Source organism: Hymenobacter actinosclerus, assembly GCF_900111515.1.
In the GTDB taxonomy this organism is placed as follows: Bacteria; Bacteroidota; Bacteroidia; order Cytophagales; family Hymenobacteraceae; genus Hymenobacter; species Hymenobacter actinosclerus.
In genome coordinates this window covers 491251-508510 of the sequence record NZ_FOHS01000003.1, presented here as the reverse complement: position 1 = coordinate 508510, position 17260 = coordinate 491251, and the positions used below count along the sequence as shown (strand labels likewise).

Genomic DNA, 17260 nt, shown 5'->3' with positions numbered 1-17260 from the left:
GCAATGCTAAAGAAATTCGTTGAATTCAGCAGGTTTTTTTCGTGCTAAAATTTTTAGAAAACCGACCTGCCTGCAGGCCCCTGATACTGACGCTGCTAGCGGCGCTGGGCACCGCCGCCACGGCGCAGGCCCAGCTCGATAACCGGGCGTTTACGGCCGCTGCGCCGGGTGCTCCGCGCCCCACGGCCAGCCTGTTGGGCCCTGCGCAGGTACCGGCCGACTCCGGCACCCCGGCCGCGGGGGAGCTGCGCCTGTCGGTGCGGGCCTTCACGTTTTTCAAGGACAACGAGTATTTCAACTCCATTGCCGACGGCTACACGCTGTTTGGCACCCAGCTCAACCCCCAGCTTGCCTACAACCCCACGGCCAACCTGCGGCTCGAAGGCGGCGTGCTGCTCTGGAAAGATTTTGGCACGGCGCGGCTGCGGCAGGTGCGCCCCACGTTCCGGGCCACCTACACCAAAGGACCGCACGAAATCACGCTGGGCAACATCCGGCCGCACCTGAACCACGGCTACATCGAGCCGCTGGTCAACTTCGAGCGGGTAATGTTGCGGCCATTGGAGGAGGGGCTGCAGTACCGCTACCGCGGTTCCCGGCTGGCCCTGCTCGATGTGTGGGTGGACTGGCAGCGGCAGCAATACCGCTACAGTAACTTTCAGGAGGAAATTGCCGGCGGCCTGAGCGCCACTTTGCGCCTCACGCCCGAGGGCAGCCCGCTGTTGCTCACGCTGCCCGTGCAGTTCACGGCCACCCACCGCGGCGGCCAGATTGACACCGTCGACCGGCCGCTGCAGACGCTGTTCAACGGCGCCACCGGCCTCGAAGCGCGCTACCAGCTGCCCGGCCGCCAAACGGCCCTGCGCCTGCAGGCCTATGGTGTGGGCTTCTACGACAAGTCGTTCACCTACGAGCTGCCCTACAGGCGCGGGGCCGGGCTTTACCTCAACGCCACCGCCGAAACCCGCTACCTCAACGTGATGCTCAGCTACTGGCAGGGCCAGCGGTTCCTCTCCCCCCTGGGCGGCGACCTATACCAGGCTGCCTCGCGCACCGTTTCCAACCCTGGCTACGTAGAGCCGCACCGCCAACTGCTGCTGCTGCGGCTGCTGCGCGACTTCTCGCTCGGCGACGCCGCGGCCCTCACGGTGCGCGCCGAGCCGGTGTATGATTTCAAGCAGAAAACCACCGATTTCTCGTTCGGCGTCTACCTCAACTTCCGGCAGGAATGGCTGCTGGGGAAGGTGAAATAGTGAGCTGGTGAAATGGTGAGTTTGATGTTGGGGGGGCCTACCGGCGCAAGTAGCGCAATCAGGCCCCCACAACATTAACTCACCATTTCACCAGCTCACTATTTCACCGCTTCAGCATATAGTATAGCACCGGCGGGCCGCTGCCCAGCATGCGCTGCAGCCAGGAAGGGCGGGGACGAACGGGCAGCAGCTGAAAGCCCAGTGCTTCGGCCACGGCCACGCTGCGCGGGTTATCGGGCCGGCAACGGATAAGCAGACGCGCCGCCCCGAGTGTATCGAAGCCGAAAGCAACGGCCGCCGCCAGTGCCTCACGGGCAAAGCCCTGGCCCTCGGCCTCGGCGGCCAGGTAGTAGCCAATTTCGAGGGTGACGGGGGCGGTCCAGTTGGGTTTCAGGCTGATGTCGCCGAGGTAGCGGCCGCCGGGGCAGTGCCAGATGCCGAGCACGTAGAGCCGGCCGCTGCGCCAGTCGCGGCCAAACTGCGCCAGCAGCCGGCCGCTGGCTTCGACTGAGCTGGCCGCCGCCTCGCGGGCCGGGAAGGAAGGGCGGAGCCGGGGCCGGTTGGCGGCAATCAGGGTGAAAAACGCCTCAGCATCGTCGGGCGCGTAGGGCCGCAGCAGCAGGCGGGCCGTCAGGCGCGGGGCAGAGTCGGGGGCGGCGGCAGGAGCGGGCAAGGCGACGTGTATATTTTAGGGACTGAAAAGGGGCACAAGGACAGCAGGAAGCCGGAAAATCCGGCGCCTTAATCAGCCCTAAGCTCCGCACTGGAAACCCGCAGGGTTGTCCAACGTTCAAAAAACGTTTTTAATCCGGTATATGCGCCGCCGCCTACGCGGTAGCGCATATACCGGGACGTTTTTCAACCCTTAAACTCAGGTTATGGCTGGCAGACTTCAGGATAAAGTAGCCATTGTAACGGGCGGCGGCTCGGGCATCGGCGAAGCAATCAGCAAACGATTCGCCCGCGAAGGCGCGGCCGTGGTGGTCGTGGGCCTCGACTCGGACCCGGTGCGCGAGGTAGTAGACGAGATTCTGAGCCGCGGCGGCCGCGCCATCGGCTACCTCGGCGACATTTCGCGGCAGGATACGGCCAAGGCCTGCGTGAAAGCGGCCGTCAAGGAATTTGGCCGGCTCGATATCCTCATCAACAACGCCGGCGTGTTTCCGGCTACCGCCGAGCTGGATAAGTACCCGGTCGACGCCTTCGAGTACATGATTAAAAACAACATCTACTCGGTGTTTATGATGAGCCGGGCGGCGCTGCCCGAACTGCAGAAGACGAAAGGCAACATCGTATCGGCCGGTTCGGAGGCCGGGCACATGGGCTCGCCCATGATTACCCCTTACGGCGGCACCAAGGCCTGGGTGATGACCTTCAGCAAGGGCCTAGCCGTCGAGCAGGCCAAGCACGGCGTGCGCGTCAACTGCGTCGGCCCCGGCCCCATCGACACGGCCTGGACCCACAAGGAGACTGGCCCGATGGATTCCAAAATGGAGAAAAATACCGTGAATGGGGCCCCGCTGGGCCGCCGCGGCACGCCCGAGGAGGTAGCCAACGTGTACCTGTTTCTGGCCTCCGACGAAGCCAGTTACGTCACCGGCGCCACGTACTTCGTAGATGGCGGCGTTACGATTTCCAAGAGCCTGTCGGGCGAGGAGGTACCCTCGCACCTCAAGCAGCAGCCCCCGCAGCACCTCAAGCTGGAGCACAGCAAAGAAGGCAACACCAAAGTGCGCCAGGACGCTGCGGCTTCAATGGGCTAATCCGTGACCCTAAGTCGTGATCTGCAGGCCCACGCCGGAGCGCGACTGGGGCGGGCTGCCCAGGGAATGCTGGTTGCGCATCACGTTCACCTGGCGGGCGGCTTCGTTGAAGTATTCGAGGCGGCGGATGAGCATTTCTTTGGTGAGCACGCGGCCCTCGGGCGTGCGCATCAGGCTCTTTTTGTCGGCCAGAATGCGCTGCATCAGGGCTTCGTTGTGGGCCTCGTTGCCCTGGAACTGGGCCAGAAACTCGCGCACCTGCTCGCGGGGCGTCAGGTCGGCCGAAAGCCGGAACTGGCCGCCGCCCGCGTTGAGCACCTCGCTCAGTACGTACACTTCCAGCGGCAACGACACGTTCAGGGCCGTTGTGCTGATGTTCAGGCCCGCGTCGAGGGCGCTGAGGATGATGACGAGGTTGCGCTCAAACTGCTCGTAGTAACCGGCTGCTTCCATAATCAGGTCTTAGGTATTAGGGGGTTAGGGCTTAGGCAAGGTGTCAGGAGATAATATGGGACATAATAACGGCACATCATCTAAGCCCTGAGTCCCTAACACCTAAGCCCTATTCAAAGTAATTCTTTCACCAGCTGATCCACCGTGATGCCCTCGGCCTCGGCCTTGAAGTTGCGCACGAGGCGGTGACGCAGGATGGGCAGGGCTACGGCCTGTACGTCCTCGATGTCGGGCGAGTATTTGCCGTGGATGAGGGCGTGGCACTTGGCCCCCACGATGAGGTGCTGCGAGGCCCGCGGGCCGGCGCCCCACTCCAGCAACTGGGTGGCGCGGGCGGCGGCGCGGCCGGTGTTGGGGCGGGTTTTGTGCACCAGATTCACGGCGTACTCCACCACGTTGTCGGCCACCGGCACGCGGCGCACAAGCTGCTGGAACGCCTGGATTTCGTCGGCGTGCAGCACCTTTTCCACCTGCACGCGGTGGTTGGAAGTGGTGTTCTTCACGATCTGCAGCTCGGCCTCGTAGCTGGGGTAGCCCAGCTCGATGTTGAACATAAACCGGTCGAGCTGGGCCTCGGGCAGCGGGTAGGTGCCCTCCTGCTCGATGGGGTTCTGGGTGGCCAGCACGAAGAAGGGGCGGGGCAGGTTGTAGCGCTTGCCGGCCACGGTTACGGCGTATTCCTGCATGCTTTCGAGCAGGGCGGCCTGGGTTTTGGGCGGCGTGCGGTTGATTTCGTCGGCCAGCACAATGTTGGCGAAAATCGGGCCCGGCACAAAGTGGAAGTCGCGCTCCTTGTTGAGCGTTTCCGAGCCCACAATGTCGGAGGGCATCAGGTCGGGCGTGAACTGCACGCGGTTGAACGACAGGTCCAGCGCATCGGCCACCGTTTGGATGAGCAGCGTTTTGGCCAGCCCGGGCACGCCCACCAGCAGGCAGTGGCCCTGCGAGAAAACGGCCGTCAGCACCAGCTCCACCACGTCTTCCTGCCCAATAATGACTTTGCCGATTTCGCGGCGCAGCTTCTGGTAAGCGGCGGCCAGCGCGTCGGCGGCTTCTTTATCGGAGGCGAAGGGCATTCTGGGGTTGTTAGTTGTCAGTTGCTAGTTGTCAGTTGCTGGTTGTCAGTTGTTGTTTTTCAAGAGCTAACAACTGACAACCAGCAACTGACAACTAATTAAGCGAATTCAGCAGCTGGCAGCCGGCGTACTCGGGGTCGACTTCGAGGTACACGGTGCCGCGGTTGAGGGCAAACCAGGCGTCGAGGGCTTTGTTTTTCTTCTGGTTGAGGGCGGCAGCGGCAATTTTCTGGTAGTCGTCGTCGAGGTTGGCCTGGTGGGGCGGGCTGTTCGATTTCAGGTACAGAATCCGCACGGCGTCCTTGCCGTCCTCGGTGCGGTAGGGCAGGGGCGGGCTGATGCTGCCCACCTTCATCGTGTCGATGGTGAAGAAGATGGCCGGGTCGAGCTGGTCGAGGGGCAGGTAGGTGCTGGCGTCGCGGCGGTTCTGGATCAGGCCACCGTTGCCGCTGGTCAGTTTGTCGTCGGAGTTGTCCTTGGCAGCCTTGGCGAAGGTGAGGGTATCACCCAGTATTTTCAGGCGCAGCCGGGCCAGCTGCTGAGAGGCCTCGCCGGTGTCGGCGGTGCCGGTTTCGGGCTTGAGCAGGATGTGGCGCGAGCTGTACGAGTCGCCCTTGCGCTCGATGAGCTGAATGAGGTGGAACCCGAACTGCGACTCTACAACCGGCGAAATGCCGCCCGGCTCGAGGCGCAACGCGGCGGCCTCGTACTCGGGCACCAGCTCGCGGCGCTTAAAGAAGCCCAGGTAACCGCCTTCCACCGCCGAACCGGGGTCCTGCGAGTACTGCTTGGCCAGGGTGGCAAAATCTTCGCCGGCCAGAATCCGGGCCCGCAGCTCGTTGAGCTTGGCCTGGGTGGCCTGCTTCACCTTGTTGTTTACCTGCGCCACTTTCACAATCTGGCCCACTTCCACTTCCGAGGAGTAGTAGGGCAGGCTGTCTTTGGGCATGCGGCTGAAGTACTGGCGCACCTCGCGGGGCGTTACCGACACCTTGCCGGCAATCTGGTCCTGCATTTTCTGCTGCACCAGCTGCTCCTTCACCTGCGTGCGCAGCTCGTCCTTGATTTGCTTGAGCGGCTTGCCGTAGTACTCCTCCAGCTTCTTCTCCGAGCCAATCTGCTGCACGAAGTAGCCCATGCGGCGTTCCAGCTCGCTTTTCACCTGCGTGTCTTCCACCACCACCGAGTCGGTTTCGGCTTTGGCCAGCAGCAGCTTGTTCAGGGCCAGGCTCTGCAGAATCTTGCACTTGGTGTCGGGCGGCAGCGGCTTACCCGCGGCGCGCTCCAACTCCTGGCCGTAAATGCCCTCTAGGTCCGACTTGAGCACAATCTGGTTGTCGACCTTGGCAATGATGCCATCGACCATGGTGCGGCCCACCGGGCGTCCAACGCCCAGCTGGGCATGACCGGCCGAGGCCGAAACAACCAGCAACGTCAGGCTCAGCAGGGCCTTAAAGGCTGGTACTCGCAAAAAAATACGCATGAATCTGGTTCTAATGCCCGTCCCGGCAATATGCCCGGAAAGGGTTTGGCAAAGAGTTCAACGCTCAAAACCGCCCGTAAATTTCGTTATAAATCCTTGCACCGGCAAAAACCGCGGATTGCTCTGGCTACGGGAGTCGGATTTGGGCCCGGACGTTGCATCGGGCAGAGGCGCTGTTATGGCGACGAGAGGAATCTGAGTCACGTTTTTGCAACGATGTGACCCGGATTCCTCTCGTCGCTCCATACGCAGATTGTCGGAATGATCGTGCTTTACCTGGTTATGAGCTTGTCTACTTCACGCTGATTTATTTTCACCGGATTCTGAGCCTTAAGCTGCTCCAGCCACTCCTTTTCCAGGTAGTTCTGGTAATCCGAGGTGGCCTGGCCGCGGGCTTCGTTCAGGGCCTTGGGGCCGGCGGGCAGCTGCTTGGTGATGATGACGGTGTAATAGCGGCCGTCCAGCTCGGTCTGGTAGCGGCCGGGGGCCTTATCTATAAACTGGTCGGCGGCCTTGTTTTCGCCCTTGGCAAAGCTGCGCTGCTGAATCTGGACGGCCAGCGGGTTTTTCTCGTTGAGGCGCTGCTCAATCTGGGCCGGGTTGCGGGTGATACCGCTCAGCAGCAGGGCGTCGGGAGAGGCGGCGTATTCTTTGGGCTGCGGCCGGCCGTTCTTCAGGGGTACAAACCGAACGGCCAGCACCCGGCCAGCACCGATGCCCTGGCTGGTCAGATAGTCGAGCACCGCTTTCTGGCGCTGGCTGATCAGCGTGGAAGTGGTTTTGGCTTTGGCCGGGTTTTCCACCTTCAGGATCAGCGTGGTGTCGGCCTCCAGCATGTGGCCGGCCAGCTCTTCGAGGGCTGCTTTGCTGGCAGGCAGCAGCGTGGCGGTGCGGGGCTGGAACTTCAGCGCCGCCGGAATGCTCTCAGTGGTAGGCAGGTAGAATTCGCCGGCACCCTCCGGCCCGGGCCGACTGGCCGGGTCGGGGAAGTAACCCTGGGCTTTAGCCCGCAGCTCGGGCGTGGCCGCGCTGATGACGGTGGCCTGCACCCGCGGGCCCCACTGGTAATTGGCCTGGTTGGCGGCGAAGAACTGCTGCAGGCCCGTGGTGTCCTCGATGGCCTTGCTCCATACTTTCTCGTCCATCAGCTGGAACAGCAGAATACCGTCGCGGTACTCTTTTACCAGCATGCGGTAGTCCTCGTACTTGTTCTCGAGGTTGGATTTCTCGTACTCGGTCAGGCGCTGGTCCACGTACTGGTCGTAGAGCTGCTGCATGGCGAAGCGCGGCTCGGTTCCGGCGGCGCGGGGGCGCTGGCTCTGCTGGGCGTAGGTCAGGAAATCCTTCACCAGATAAGGCTGGCCCTGGATGGTGAACAGCGCCGAATTGTCGGTGATGTTCTTGCCGGCTTTGCCGGTGGCGGCGGCCGGGGCCGAGTAGGCAAAACGGCCCTGCACCAGCGCCGTATCGGCTTTGGCCAGCACGTACTCCTTCACCGCAGGCAGCTCCACGAAGTTGTTTTCGCGGCGCACGCGCTTAAGGAAGGCGGCCCGGTTGAGCTCGGAGCGCGAATCTTTGGAAACCTTGCTTTTGAGCGTGGGCTCCATGGCCTCAAACGAAGGCACCGGCTGCTTCTCTATCAGCTTGATAATGTGCCAGCCGTAGGGCGTCTGCACGGGCGGGGCAATGTCGCCGGGCTTCTGGAGCTTGAAAGCGGCCTCCTCGAAGCTTGGAATCATACGGCCGGTGCTGAAGGCCGGCAGCTCGCCGCCGTTGGGCGCCGAGCCGGCATCCTCCGAAAACTGGCCCACCAGCTTTTCCCAGTTCTCGTTGCGGCGGGTCAGGCGGGTGTACAGCTCGTCCACTTTCTTTTTGGCCGTGGCCGAGTCGGCGGCGGGCATGCCGGGCGTGGCCCGGATCATGAGGTGGGCCACCTTGATTTCGCCCTGCGCGGGCCGCACATTGTCTACCTTAATCAGATGGTAGCCAAAGCTGGTGCGCACCGGCATCGATACCTGCCCGGGCGTGGTAGCGTAGGCCGCCGACTCGAAGGGGTACACCATCTGCATGGCCGTGAAGTAGCCCAGCTTGCCGCCATTGCCGTTGCTGCCGCGGGCCGAGGGGTCGTCGGAATTCTCGCGGGCCACAGTGTTGAAGTTCTCCCCGCCCTCCGTTATGCGGCGGCGCAGGCTCAGGGCCTTCTCGTAAGCCGCCAGTGTGTCTTTGGGTGAGGCGTCGCGGGCTACGGCCACCAGCAGGTGTGAGGCGCTGATTTCCTTGCTCAGGCGGTCGTAGGCCTCGCGCACCAGCTGGTCGGTTACGCTTTTTTCGGTGAGGTAGGGCTGGGCCAGCTGCTGCTTGTAGCCATCCAGCTCCTGCCGGAAGGCCTGGGTGGTGTCGAGGCCGCGTTGCTCGGCGGCCAGCACCTTCAGCTTGAAATTAGTGTAGAGGTCGAGGTACTCCTGCACACTGGCTTTGGTGCCGAAAGCGGGGTCGGAGCTGTTGTTTTTGCGGTACACATAGGCAAATTCCGAGGCCGGAACGGCCGTAGTGCCCAGGGTTTCGACGGTGGCGGTAGCGGCAGTCGTGGCGGGTTTGGTAGCCTGGCACCCGGCCAGTAGGGCAGCCGCAGCGGTGCCGGCAAACAAAAAACGATGGTGCATACTTGCGAATGAAGGAAATCAGCGGGCGTAGTTCCAAGCCGGACCAACGGCCCGCAGGAGGATGACTACAATTTTACGGATTTTTTCCCGGCGGCCTGAACCGGCGGCCCGCGCCGCCTCAGCGGCTCAGGTCAGCGTCTTATAAAGGCGGCAGATGGTGTGCTCGCCCGTGGTGCTGTACTCCACCCGGTCCATGATGCGGTTAACGAGCATCATGCCCATGCCGCCCTTCTTGCCCACGCGCACAAACTCCCGCAAATCGGGCTCCTGGTACGAGCCGGGCGAATAGCCCGAAATAGCGCCGTCCTCAATCTCGAAACCAAACTCGTGGTCGCGCACATCCACCCGCACGTCCAGAAACTGCTTTTCGTCTTCGGCGTTGGCATGAATGATGAAGTTGGCTACTACTTCATCAACGGCCAGAATTAATTGGTTGACAACTACTTCCGATAGCTGCTGCCCGGCCAGGTATGCGCCCACAAAGTCGCGCACCACCTTCAGGTTGCGACGACTGCAGCTAATACGAATGGCTTGTTTCATGCCTAAAGGATGCGGGCCGAGCTTTTTTAAGAATAAGAACTTAAACGGCCGCCGCGTCGGCTTCCGAGGGCACAATGGTCATCAGCGAATCGAGGCCCAGAATCTCGAAGACGTTGCGCACTTTCTCCTGCATGTTGAAGAACACCAGCTTCACGTTGGCATCCTGGAAGGTTTGCAGGTGCGAGATGAACACGCCAAGCCCTGCCGACGAGATATAGTTGAGCTGCTGGCAGTCGATGAGCACTTTTTGGGTGCGCAGGATTTCGGGCTTGCTCAGCTCGGTATCGAGCAGAACGGAAGAGCTGGCGTCCAGCTCCCCATTGAGGGCCAGCGTGAGCGTGGTATCGGTGGCGTGTTGCGTTATTTTCATGGCTTGAAGCTACGTTAAAGGCCGGCTTCGGGTTGGGTCGACCGGAATTTAATCACGAGCAGCGTCTGGTCGTCGTGCATGGGCTGGCCCTTGGTGAATTCGTGTAAATCGGCCAGGATGTGGGCCTTGATCTGGTCGGCATTGAGGTAATACGACTGCTCCAGCATCAGCTGCAGGCGTTCCTCGCCGTACTCGTTCTGGGCCGCATCGCGGGCTTCCACGATGCCGTCGGTGTAAATCACCATCACGTCGCCGGGGTTGTAGTCGTAGAACTGGTTCTTGATGTGCTTTTCGTAGCCCTCGTGCCGGATGATGCCCAGCCCCAGGCCGGGCGTCTGGAAGTAAGACACTTCCTCCTTGATGGAGTGATAATAGAGCGTGTGGCAGTGGCCGGCGCGGGCGAAAACGAAGCCGCCGTGCTCATAATCAATGATATAGAGCGAAGCCGTAATGAAGGCCGATTTTTCGAGGCAGCGGCCCAGCGCGTCGTTGGCCTGGGTCATGAACTGGCTGGGTACCGGGTACTTTTCTCGCTCGTTGCGAGCCAGCGGGTTTTCCTGCATCAGCGCATGGAAAATGCCTTTCATCTGGGCCACGTGGAAAGCGGCCGTCACGCCCTTGCCGCTCACGTCGCCGATAAGCACGGCCAGGCGCCGGCCGGGCAGGTGCAGGAAGTCGTAGAAGTCGCCGCCCACTTCGGTAGCGGCCACCGCGTAAGAGCTGATTTCAAACCAGTTATCGATGGGCAGGTCCTTCGGAATCAGGCTGTCCTGCACGGCCGAGGCAATTTTAAGCTCGTCCTGCACGCGCTGGGTGCGCAGGGAGGCCTGAATGAGCTGCAGGTTTTCGATGCTGAGCACCGTCTGGCTGGCGAAGGTCTGCAGGATGCTCAGGCTTTCGCGGTCGAAGGCCTGCACGGGTTCCTGGAGCAGGTAAATGTTGCCGTACTGCCGCTTGCTGGAGCTGAGCGGCATCACCATGAGCGAACCGAACGGCAGCTTCAGCCGACGGAAGCTGCTGCCGGTCAGGTCGTTGTTGAAGTATTCCAGGTTGCTGAGGTTGAACTCGCTCAGTAGCCCTCGAATTGCGTAGGCCTGCTCGCCGGGCAGCTGGTGGTACAGGTCGAAGTGGTCCTCTTCGGCAGTGCCCTCAATGTGCAGCCAGGCCGCATCGGCGCGGGTGGTCTGGATGGCCGAGTCGAAGAACATCTGGTACACTTCGTCGGTCGTCTGGCCCCGCTGGATGAGCTGGGTGAGGCGCTGCATGCTCAGAATCTCCTCGCGCTTCTGCTCGAACACGCCCGCCGTGGGCAGGTTGAAGAGCGTTACGAGCAGGCCCATGAGCGCGTAGAAACCGGCGAAGAAGGCATTAAGCAGCAGAAAGGCGTTCTGCGGAGCCGGCCCCACCAGCCGGAAAGCGGGCCGGGTGTACAGGAAGTAGGCCACAAACACGCCCATTACCCCGATAACGGCCAGCTGCAGCAGTACGGCCTCCAGCTTCTGGCGGCGGCTGAGGTAGGCCACCCATTTCTGGCGGCCGCTCAGGTAGGCCCCAAAGGCCGCCAGCACGCCCAGCACCGCCGCCGACAGGCCAACGGGGGGCGCGTAGGGCAGCAGGCGCAGCAGCAGCGTGGCGCCCAGCATCATCTCAAAGGCCACCCATTGCCGCCGCAGCCGCTCGGTGCCCCGAAACAGTACCAGCGCCCGCCAGGCATAGTTGGTGCGGGCCAGCAGCAGCACAAACAAGCCCACATTGAAGGTGTAGAAAGCCGTGTGCAGCACCGAGCCAGCCATAGAACCGGGCCACAGCACCTGCAGCAGCTGGTGCACCCCCACGCTCACTACCGCCAGCAGCGCCGGGCCCAGCAGCAGCCGTTGCAGCAGCCCGATAAAATTGACGCCCTGCAGGCGCTCGGGTTCTTTCCGCTCGTACAGAAACACGACGGCCGTAAACAAGGCCTGCAGAACCAGCACCAGGCCGGCCGGCGGAGAAAGCGTTACCCCGCCCAGGCCCGGATGGGCGTAGAGCAGCGCGGCGGCCAGCAGCGCCAGCCAGCTTAGCAGCACGGCAACCGACAGCAAGGAAAAAGGCTTCCGAAGAACAGCCATGCAGACAAGGTAAGGGAAAGGCAGCCCGGGCAAAGGAGCCCGGCGGAAGGAAACGGAAGGACAAGATACGCGGCCCACCGTTATTAGGACAATTCCACCGTTGAGGCCCGACGTTAGGGCGCTAGAATCAACCAGTTGGACAAGCAAATACCCCGGAAGCAGGCCCCCGGGGTACTCGCGTAATCGGTTGGCGGGCCCTTTTAGCGGCTGCTGTAGTTGGGCGATTCGCGGGTAATCTGCACGTCGTGGGGGTGCGACTCGCGCAGGCCGGCCCCGGTAATGCGCACGAAGCGGGCAGTTTGCAGCTCCTCGATGGTGGCGGCACCGCAGTAGCCCATGCCGGCGCGCAGGCCGCCCGCGAGCTGGTAGAGCACTTCGGCGGCCAGGCCCTTATAGGGCACGCGGCCCACAATGCCCTCGGGCACGAGCTTCTTCACGTCGTCTTCGGCGTCCTGGAAGTAGCGGTCTTTGCTGCCTTCTTCCATGGCTTCCACCGAGCCCATGCCGCGGTAGCCCTTGTACTTGCGGCCCTCAAACAGCGTCATTTCGCCGGGGGCTTCATCGGTGCCGGCCAGCAGCGAGCCAATCATCACGGTACTGGCGCCGGCCGCCAGGGCCTTTACCACGTCGCCCGAATATTTAATGCCGCCGTCGGCAATAACCGGTACGCCGGTGCCCTCGAGGCCGCGGGCGGCTTCGAGCACCGCCGAAAGCTGGGGCACGCCAATACCGGCCACAATGCGGGTGGTGCAGATGGAGCCAGGGCCCACACCCACCTTCACGGCGTCGGCGCCGGCATCGGCCAGGGCGCGGGCGCCCTCGGCGGTGGCCACGTTGCCGGCAATAATCTGGAGGTCGGGGAACTGCTGGCGCAGGGTGCGCACGGCGTCGAGCACGCCCTTGCTGTGGCCGTGGGCCGTATCCAGGCTCACTACGTCCACTCCCGCTTCGAGCAGGGCGGTTACGCGCTCCAGCAGGTCGGCCGTAACGCCCAGGGCGGCGCCTACCATGAGGCGGCCCTGCTCGTCTTTGCTGGCGTTGGGCGTGCGGCGGCGCTTGCGAATGTCTTTGTAGGTGATGAGGCCCACCAGCCGGCCTTCCATGTCGATAACGGGCAGCTTCTCGACCTTGGAGTCCTGCAGAATGTCTTCGGCAGCGGCCAGTTCGGTGCCGGCCTTGGCCGTTACGAGCGGCAGGGCCGTCATCACCTCACTTACCGGCCGGCTCATGTCCTTTTCAAAGCGCAGGTCGCGGTTGGTAAGGATACCCTTGAGGTGGCGCTGCTCGTCGATGATGGGGATGCCGCCGATGTTGTGCTCGCGCATCAGCTGCTTGGCTTCGGCCAGCGTGGCGGTTTCGGTGAGCGTGAACGGGTCGAGGATCATGCCGCTCTCCGAGCGCTTCACGCGGCGCACCAGCTCGGCCTGGGCCCGGATGCTCATGTTCTTGTGGATGATGCCGATGCCGCCTTCCTGGGCCAGGGCAATGGCCATTTCGGCCTCGGTTACCGTGTCCATGGCCGCCGACACGAAGGGCAGTTGCAGGCGGATGCGGCGGGTAAGTTGGCTGCCGGTGGCAACGTCGCGGGGCAGCACCTCGGAGTAGCCGGGCAGCAGCAGCACATCGTCGTAGGTAAGGGCCTCGAAGGCAATTTTGGCGGCGTGGTCGGCCATGGCAACAAGAGAGTTAGAAGGTGGCTTGTTGCGGGTCAAAGTTAAGGCGTAAAGTTGGCTTTCGGGTTACGAAGGCGTGGTGTTTTCCGCAAGCGCCCGAAATAAGCCGCCCCAGCTCTAAACAGGCAGGCAGCAAAACCTACGGCCCGCTCCGGCAGTTATAGGGCCCAGCCGCGCCACTCCGATGCGGCCCGTTTCATTCTTCTGACATCTCATGGCAACTACTAAAAACTGGTTTATTACCGGCGTCAGCTCCGGGTTCGGGGCCTCGCTGGCCGATCTGCTACTCGAAAAAGGCGACAAAATAGCCGCCACCTTCCGCCAGCAGGCTCAGGCCGACGAGTTCACGAAAAAAGCCAAGGGCCAGGGCTACGGCTTCGTGATGGAAGTAACCGACGAGGCCCAGGTAAAAAAAGCCGTGGCCGACGCTATCGACAAGCTCGGCCACCTCGACGTCATCGTCAACAACGCCGGCTACGGCTCGCTGGGCAGCATCGAGGAAATTGAGGCCGAGGAAGTGCGCCGGCAGTTTGATGTGAACGTGTTCGGGCCGCTGCACGTGCTGCGGGCCGTGCTGCCGCATTTGCGCGAGCGGAAAAGCGGCCACGTGCTCAACATCACCAGCATTGGGGGCCTGAAAACCTTCCCGGGCGTGGGCGTGTACAACGCCAGCAAATTTGCCCTCGAAGCCATCGGCGAAAGCCTGGCCCAGCAGGTGAAGCCGCTCGGCATCAAGGTAACCAACATCGAGCCCAGCGGCTTCCGCACCGAGTGGGCCGGCGCCTCGGCCACTTATGTGGATACGGCCATCGATGATTACCGCAGCACCGTAGGCGAGAACCTAAAAGGCATCCAGAGCTACAGCGGCAGCCAGCCCGGCGACCCCGACCGCGCCGCCCAAATCATGTACGACCTCGTGCACGCCGACGGCGACGCCCCGTTGCACCTGCCGCTGGGCAAAGCCGCCGTCAAAGGAGCACGCGAAAAATTCACTGCCCTGGTAAAAGAACTGGCCGAAGTAGAGGAAACCGGCAACTCGGCGGATTTTCCTGTCTGAGCTGCAAGCTTCAAGCCGCAAGCTACAAGCTGACCGGCTGTCATCCTGAGCGAAGCGAAGGACCTTATTACGTGAAGACGAGTCGTTGTTACGGTCGTTCCAGCGTGATAAGTTCCTTCCTTCGTCAGGATGACAGGCCGTAAAGCTTGCCGCTTGAAGCTTGCGGCTTGCGGCTTGTAGCTTGCAGCTCAAGAAAGCCCGTTCTGCTTTTTGGTGCCGCGCACGGCCTGGGCTTCGAGCGGGTTTTCGGGCCAGTAGTGCTTGGGGTAGCGGCCGCGCAGGTCTTTGCGCACCTCGAAGTAGGAGCTGGTCCAGAAGCTGCGCAAATCGCGCGTGACCTGGGCGGGGCGGTAGCCCGGCGAGAGCAGGTGCAGCGTGAGCGGCACCCGGCCCCCGCCCACGGTGGGCGTGTCGAGCAGGCCGAACACTTCCTGTAGGCGCACGGCCAGCACCGGGGCTGCCGGTACAGAATAATCGAGGCGGATGCGCGAGCCGGTGGGCACTTCGAGGTGGGTAGGGGCGAGGTGGTCCAGCTCCTGGCGCTGGCTCCAGCCGCCCGGCAAACGCCCCAGCAGGGCCTCTGCGAAGTCAATCCGGCCCAGCTCGGCCATCGATTTCACGCCCGTCAGGTACGGCCCCAGCCAATCGTCCAACTCTGCCAGCAGCGTCTCATCCGATACGTCGGGCCAGTTTTCGGGGAGGTGATGGTGCGCGAAGGCCAGCCGCTGCCGCAGCTGCGTGGCGGCTTCGTTCCAGGGCAGCCCGGCAATGCCGCCGGCCCGCACGGCGCCCAGCAGGGCTGCGGCTACCAGCGTCGGGTCGGGGTTGGGCAAATGCACATCCGACAAAAGCAAAGCCCCCAAACGACGCAGGCGGCGGGCGGTTACGCGGCCGGCGGCTTCGTCCCAGCGCACTTCATCGCGGGTTTCAATTTGCGCGGCGAAGTGCTCTTCCAACTCGGCCCGGCTCAGGGGCGCGGCCAGACTGGCGCGGGGCTGGGCGGCGTAGCCATCGAGGGCGGCCACGGCAAAGAACTGGTCCTGCTGTCCAAAATGCTCGGCCGGTAGCGTAGCCCGCTGGCCACTTAGCAGCCGTACGCGCTCAGGCGTTTCGCGCTGGGCCAAGCGGTCGGGGTAGGCCAGGGCGGCCAGCAGTCCGGCTGTATCGGGCTCGATTTCACCCTTCGCCCCGGCCCGCTGCCGCAGCACGGCCGCCGCCTCGCGCACCCGGCGCAGACCGGCGGCGTCGGGCAACAGGCCGGGCAGCGGGGCGCGGCCGGTGTGCAGGGCCTCCAGGCGCAGGCGTAAATCGGGCGGGCCGAACGAGCCATCGGCGGGGCGCAGGATGTCGCGCTCGGTGAGCAACGCGGCCAGCGCGCAGGCCGTGGCCCCGTGGCCGATTTGCTGGCCCCGCGCCACCAGGTGGGCCAGGCGCGGGGCCAGCCCCAGCCGGGCCAGGGCGCGGCCGTGGGCGGTGGGCGGCCCGGCCGGCGTAACGGCTTCCAGACGTACCAGCAGCTCGCGGGCCTGGGCCAGGGCCGGGGCCGGCGGCGCATCGAGCCAGCGCAGACTACCCGCCTCGTGCGCGCCCCACAACGCCAGCTCCAGGGCCAGCGGACTCAGGTCGGCGGTCAGGATTTCGGGCGGCAGATGGGCGGGCAGCTCCCGGAATTCGGCTTCGGTCCAGAGGCGGTAGCAGGTGCCGGGGCCCAGGCGGCCGGCGCGGCCCCGGCGCTGGTCGGCGGCGGCCTGGCTGGCGGGCTCGGTGCCCAGCGTGGTCAGGCCGGTGCGCGGCTCGAAGCGCGGAATCCGGGCAAAGCCGCCATCCACCACGATGCTCACGCCCTCAATAGTCAGGCTGGTTTCGGCGATGCTGGTGGCCAGCACCACCTTGCGGCGGCCGGCCGGGGCGGGGCGCAGGGCCGCGTCCTGCTGCTCGGCAGGCAGCTCGCCGTGCAGCGTGTGCAGGTCGATATGCTCGGGCCGCGAGGCCAGCTTGGCCGCCACCCGGCGCTGGTCGGCCAGGCCGGGCAGAAACACCAGCACGTCGCCGCTGGGGTGGGCCGCCAGGGCCTCGCGCACGAGTACCGGTACCAGGTCCTGGAGCTTTTCGTGGGGGCGCTTGGAGGCGCTGGCGGTCCGCCGGGAACTCAGGTAGTGAGTTTCCACCGGAAACATGCGGCCCAAGCTGCTCACGACCGGCGCGCCCAGCCAGCCGCCCAGCCGCTCGGCATCCAGGGTGGCCGACATCACCAGCAGGCGCAAATCGGGCCGCAGCACTTGCTGGGCATCGAGGGCCAGGGCCAGCCCGAGGTCGGCGTGCAGGCTGCGCTCGTGGAACTCGTCGAAGAGCACGGCCGCCACGCCTTCCAGCGCGGGGTCGTCCTGGAGCTGGCGGGTGAGGATGATTTCAGTCACGACTTCGATGCGCGTCTGGGCCGACACCTTGCTTTCCAGCCGCATGCGGTAGCCCACGGTCTGGCCCACGGGCTCGCCCAGCAGCTGAGCCATGCGCGTGGCCGCCGCCCGCGCCGCCAGCCGCCGGGGTTCCAGCACGATTATTTTACCGCCCGCCCGCCAGCCGGCCTCCAGCAGCGCCAGCGGCACGAGCGTGGTTTTGCCCGCGCCGGGCGGGGCCTGGAGCACCGCTATCGTATGGGTTTCGAGCGTAGCAAGCAGCTCGGGCAGGGCGGCGGTGATGGGCAGGTCGGGGAGGCGCATAGGCTGAGGGTTCAAAAAAAGAGGGTCATGCTAAGCGCAGTCGAAGCATCTCTACCGCAACACTCATCCAATCGGTACAACGAAGCGGTAGAGATGCTTCG

General features: G+C 63.7%; 13 protein-coding genes. 3 read left to right on the top strand and 10 right to left on the bottom strand.

What is annotated here, in order from left to right; all coding sequences use genetic code 11:
* The first annotated feature begins 41 nt into the window (after nt 1–41).
* The gene (locus BMY67_RS13740; RefSeq protein WP_092772523.1) at nt 42–1253 is read left to right on the top strand and encodes a hypothetical protein; all 1212 of its coding nucleotides are present in this window, start codon (nt 42–44) and stop codon (nt 1251–1253) included.
* 103 nt (nt 1254–1356) lie between these two features.
* Here BMY67_RS13740 and BMY67_RS13735 read toward each other — a convergent pair whose 3' ends face one another.
* Entirely contained in the window at nt 1357–1926 is a 570-nt protein-coding gene (locus tag BMY67_RS13735) for a GNAT family N-acetyltransferase (protein WP_177189833.1), read from the bottom strand.
* 205 nt (nt 1927–2131) lie between these two features.
* On the opposite strand from BMY67_RS13735, the gene BMY67_RS13730 reads away from it, so the two are divergent.
* Entirely contained in the window at nt 2132–3016 is an 885-nt protein-coding gene (locus tag BMY67_RS13730; protein ID WP_092772519.1) for an SDR family NAD(P)-dependent oxidoreductase, read from the top strand.
* Between the two features lie 9 nt (nt 3017–3025).
* Here BMY67_RS13730 and BMY67_RS13725 read toward each other — a convergent pair whose 3' ends face one another.
* The 8 genes from BMY67_RS13725 to guaB all read right to left on the bottom strand — a co-directional run bounded on the left by BMY67_RS13725 (nt 3026) and on the right by guaB (nt 13382).
* Complete coding sequence (locus BMY67_RS13725) at nt 3026–3469, bottom strand: hypothetical protein (RefSeq protein WP_092772517.1); 444 nt, start codon at nt 3467–3469, stop codon at nt 3026–3028.
* Nucleotides 3470–3582: 113 nt separating this feature from the next.
* Nucleotides 3583–4545 carry an AAA family ATPase gene (locus tag BMY67_RS13720; protein WP_092772514.1) on the bottom strand — a complete coding sequence of 321 codons (963 nt, stop codon included), beginning with the start codon at nt 4543–4545 and terminating at the stop codon, nt 3583–3585.
* Nucleotides 4546–4639: 94 nt separating this feature from the next.
* Complete coding sequence (locus tag BMY67_RS13715) at nt 4640–6028, bottom strand: peptidylprolyl isomerase (RefSeq protein WP_245745049.1); 1389 nt, start codon at nt 6026–6028, stop codon at nt 4640–4642.
* Nucleotides 6029–6300: 272 nt separating this feature from the next.
* Entirely contained in the window at nt 6301–8691 is a 2391-nt protein-coding gene (locus BMY67_RS13710) for a peptidylprolyl isomerase (RefSeq protein WP_092772512.1), read from the bottom strand.
* Between the two features lie 126 nt (nt 8692–8817).
* Nucleotides 8818–9231: an ATP-binding protein gene (locus BMY67_RS13705; RefSeq protein WP_092772510.1), complete on the bottom strand. Its 414-nt coding sequence runs from the start codon at nt 9229–9231 to the stop codon at nt 8818–8820.
* Between the two features lie 40 nt (nt 9232–9271).
* On the bottom strand, nt 9272–9601 hold the full coding sequence (locus BMY67_RS13700) for an STAS domain-containing protein (RefSeq protein WP_019947653.1): 330 nt from the start codon (nt 9599–9601) through the stop codon (nt 9272–9274).
* Between the two features lie 14 nt (nt 9602–9615).
* Nucleotides 9616–11709: a PP2C family protein-serine/threonine phosphatase gene (locus BMY67_RS13695; RefSeq protein ID WP_092772508.1), complete on the bottom strand. Its 2094-nt coding sequence runs from the start codon at nt 11707–11709 to the stop codon at nt 9616–9618.
* A gap of 200 nt (nt 11710–11909) precedes the next feature.
* Nucleotides 11910–13382, bottom strand: coding sequence for an IMP dehydrogenase (gene guaB, locus BMY67_RS13690; RefSeq protein WP_092772506.1), 1473 nt, complete (start codon nt 13380–13382; stop codon nt 11910–11912).
* Nucleotides 13383–13596: 214 nt separating this feature from the next.
* Between guaB and BMY67_RS13685 the strand changes: the two genes are divergently transcribed.
* On the top strand, nt 13597–14439 hold the full coding sequence (locus BMY67_RS13685) for an oxidoreductase (protein ID WP_092772504.1): 843 nt from the start codon (nt 13597–13599) through the stop codon (nt 14437–14439).
* A 188-nt stretch (nt 14440–14627) separates the two neighbouring features.
* Here the strand turns inward: BMY67_RS13685 and hrpB are convergent, their stop codons facing one another.
* On the bottom strand, nt 14628–17159 hold the full coding sequence (gene hrpB, locus BMY67_RS13680; RefSeq protein WP_092772502.1) for an ATP-dependent helicase HrpB: 2532 nt from the start codon (nt 17157–17159) through the stop codon (nt 14628–14630).
* Between the last annotated feature and the right edge of the window lie 101 nt (nt 17160–17260).

Coding starts and splice junctions, on each gene's coding strand:
- BMY67_RS13730 (WP_092772519.1), top strand. CDS start 2,132: ATGGCTGGCAGACTTCAGGATAAAGTAGCCATTGTAACGGGCGGCGGC.
- BMY67_RS13685 (WP_092772504.1), top strand. CDS start 13,597: ATGGCAACTACTAAAAACTGGTTTATTACCGGCGTCAGCTCCGGGTTC.
- hrpB (WP_092772502.1), bottom strand. CDS start 17,159: ATGCGCCTCCCCGACCTGCCCATCACCGCCGCCCTGCCCGAGCTGCTT.
- BMY67_RS13725 (WP_092772517.1), bottom strand. CDS start 3,469: ATGGAAGCAGCCGGTTACTACGAGCAGTTTGAGCGCAACCTCGTCATC.
- guaB (WP_092772506.1), bottom strand. CDS start 13,382: ATGGCCGACCACGCCGCCAAAATTGCCTTCGAGGCCCTTACCTACGAC.
- BMY67_RS13715 (WP_245745049.1), bottom strand. CDS start 6,028: ATGCGTATTTTTTTGCGAGTACCAGCCTTTAAGGCCCTGCTGAGCCTG.
- BMY67_RS13705 (WP_092772510.1), bottom strand. CDS start 9,231: ATGAAACAAGCCATTCGTATTAGCTGCAGTCGTCGCAACCTGAAGGTG.
- BMY67_RS13695 (WP_092772508.1), bottom strand. CDS start 11,709: ATGGCTGTTCTTCGGAAGCCTTTTTCCTTGCTGTCGGTTGCCGTGCTG.
- BMY67_RS13720 (WP_092772514.1), bottom strand. CDS start 4,545: ATGCCCTTCGCCTCCGATAAAGAAGCCGCCGACGCGCTGGCCGCCGCT.
- BMY67_RS13710 (WP_092772512.1), bottom strand. CDS start 8,691: ATGCACCATCGTTTTTTGTTTGCCGGCACCGCTGCGGCTGCCCTACTG.
- BMY67_RS13700 (WP_019947653.1), bottom strand. CDS start 9,601: ATGAAAATAACGCAACACGCCACCGATACCACGCTCACGCTGGCCCTC.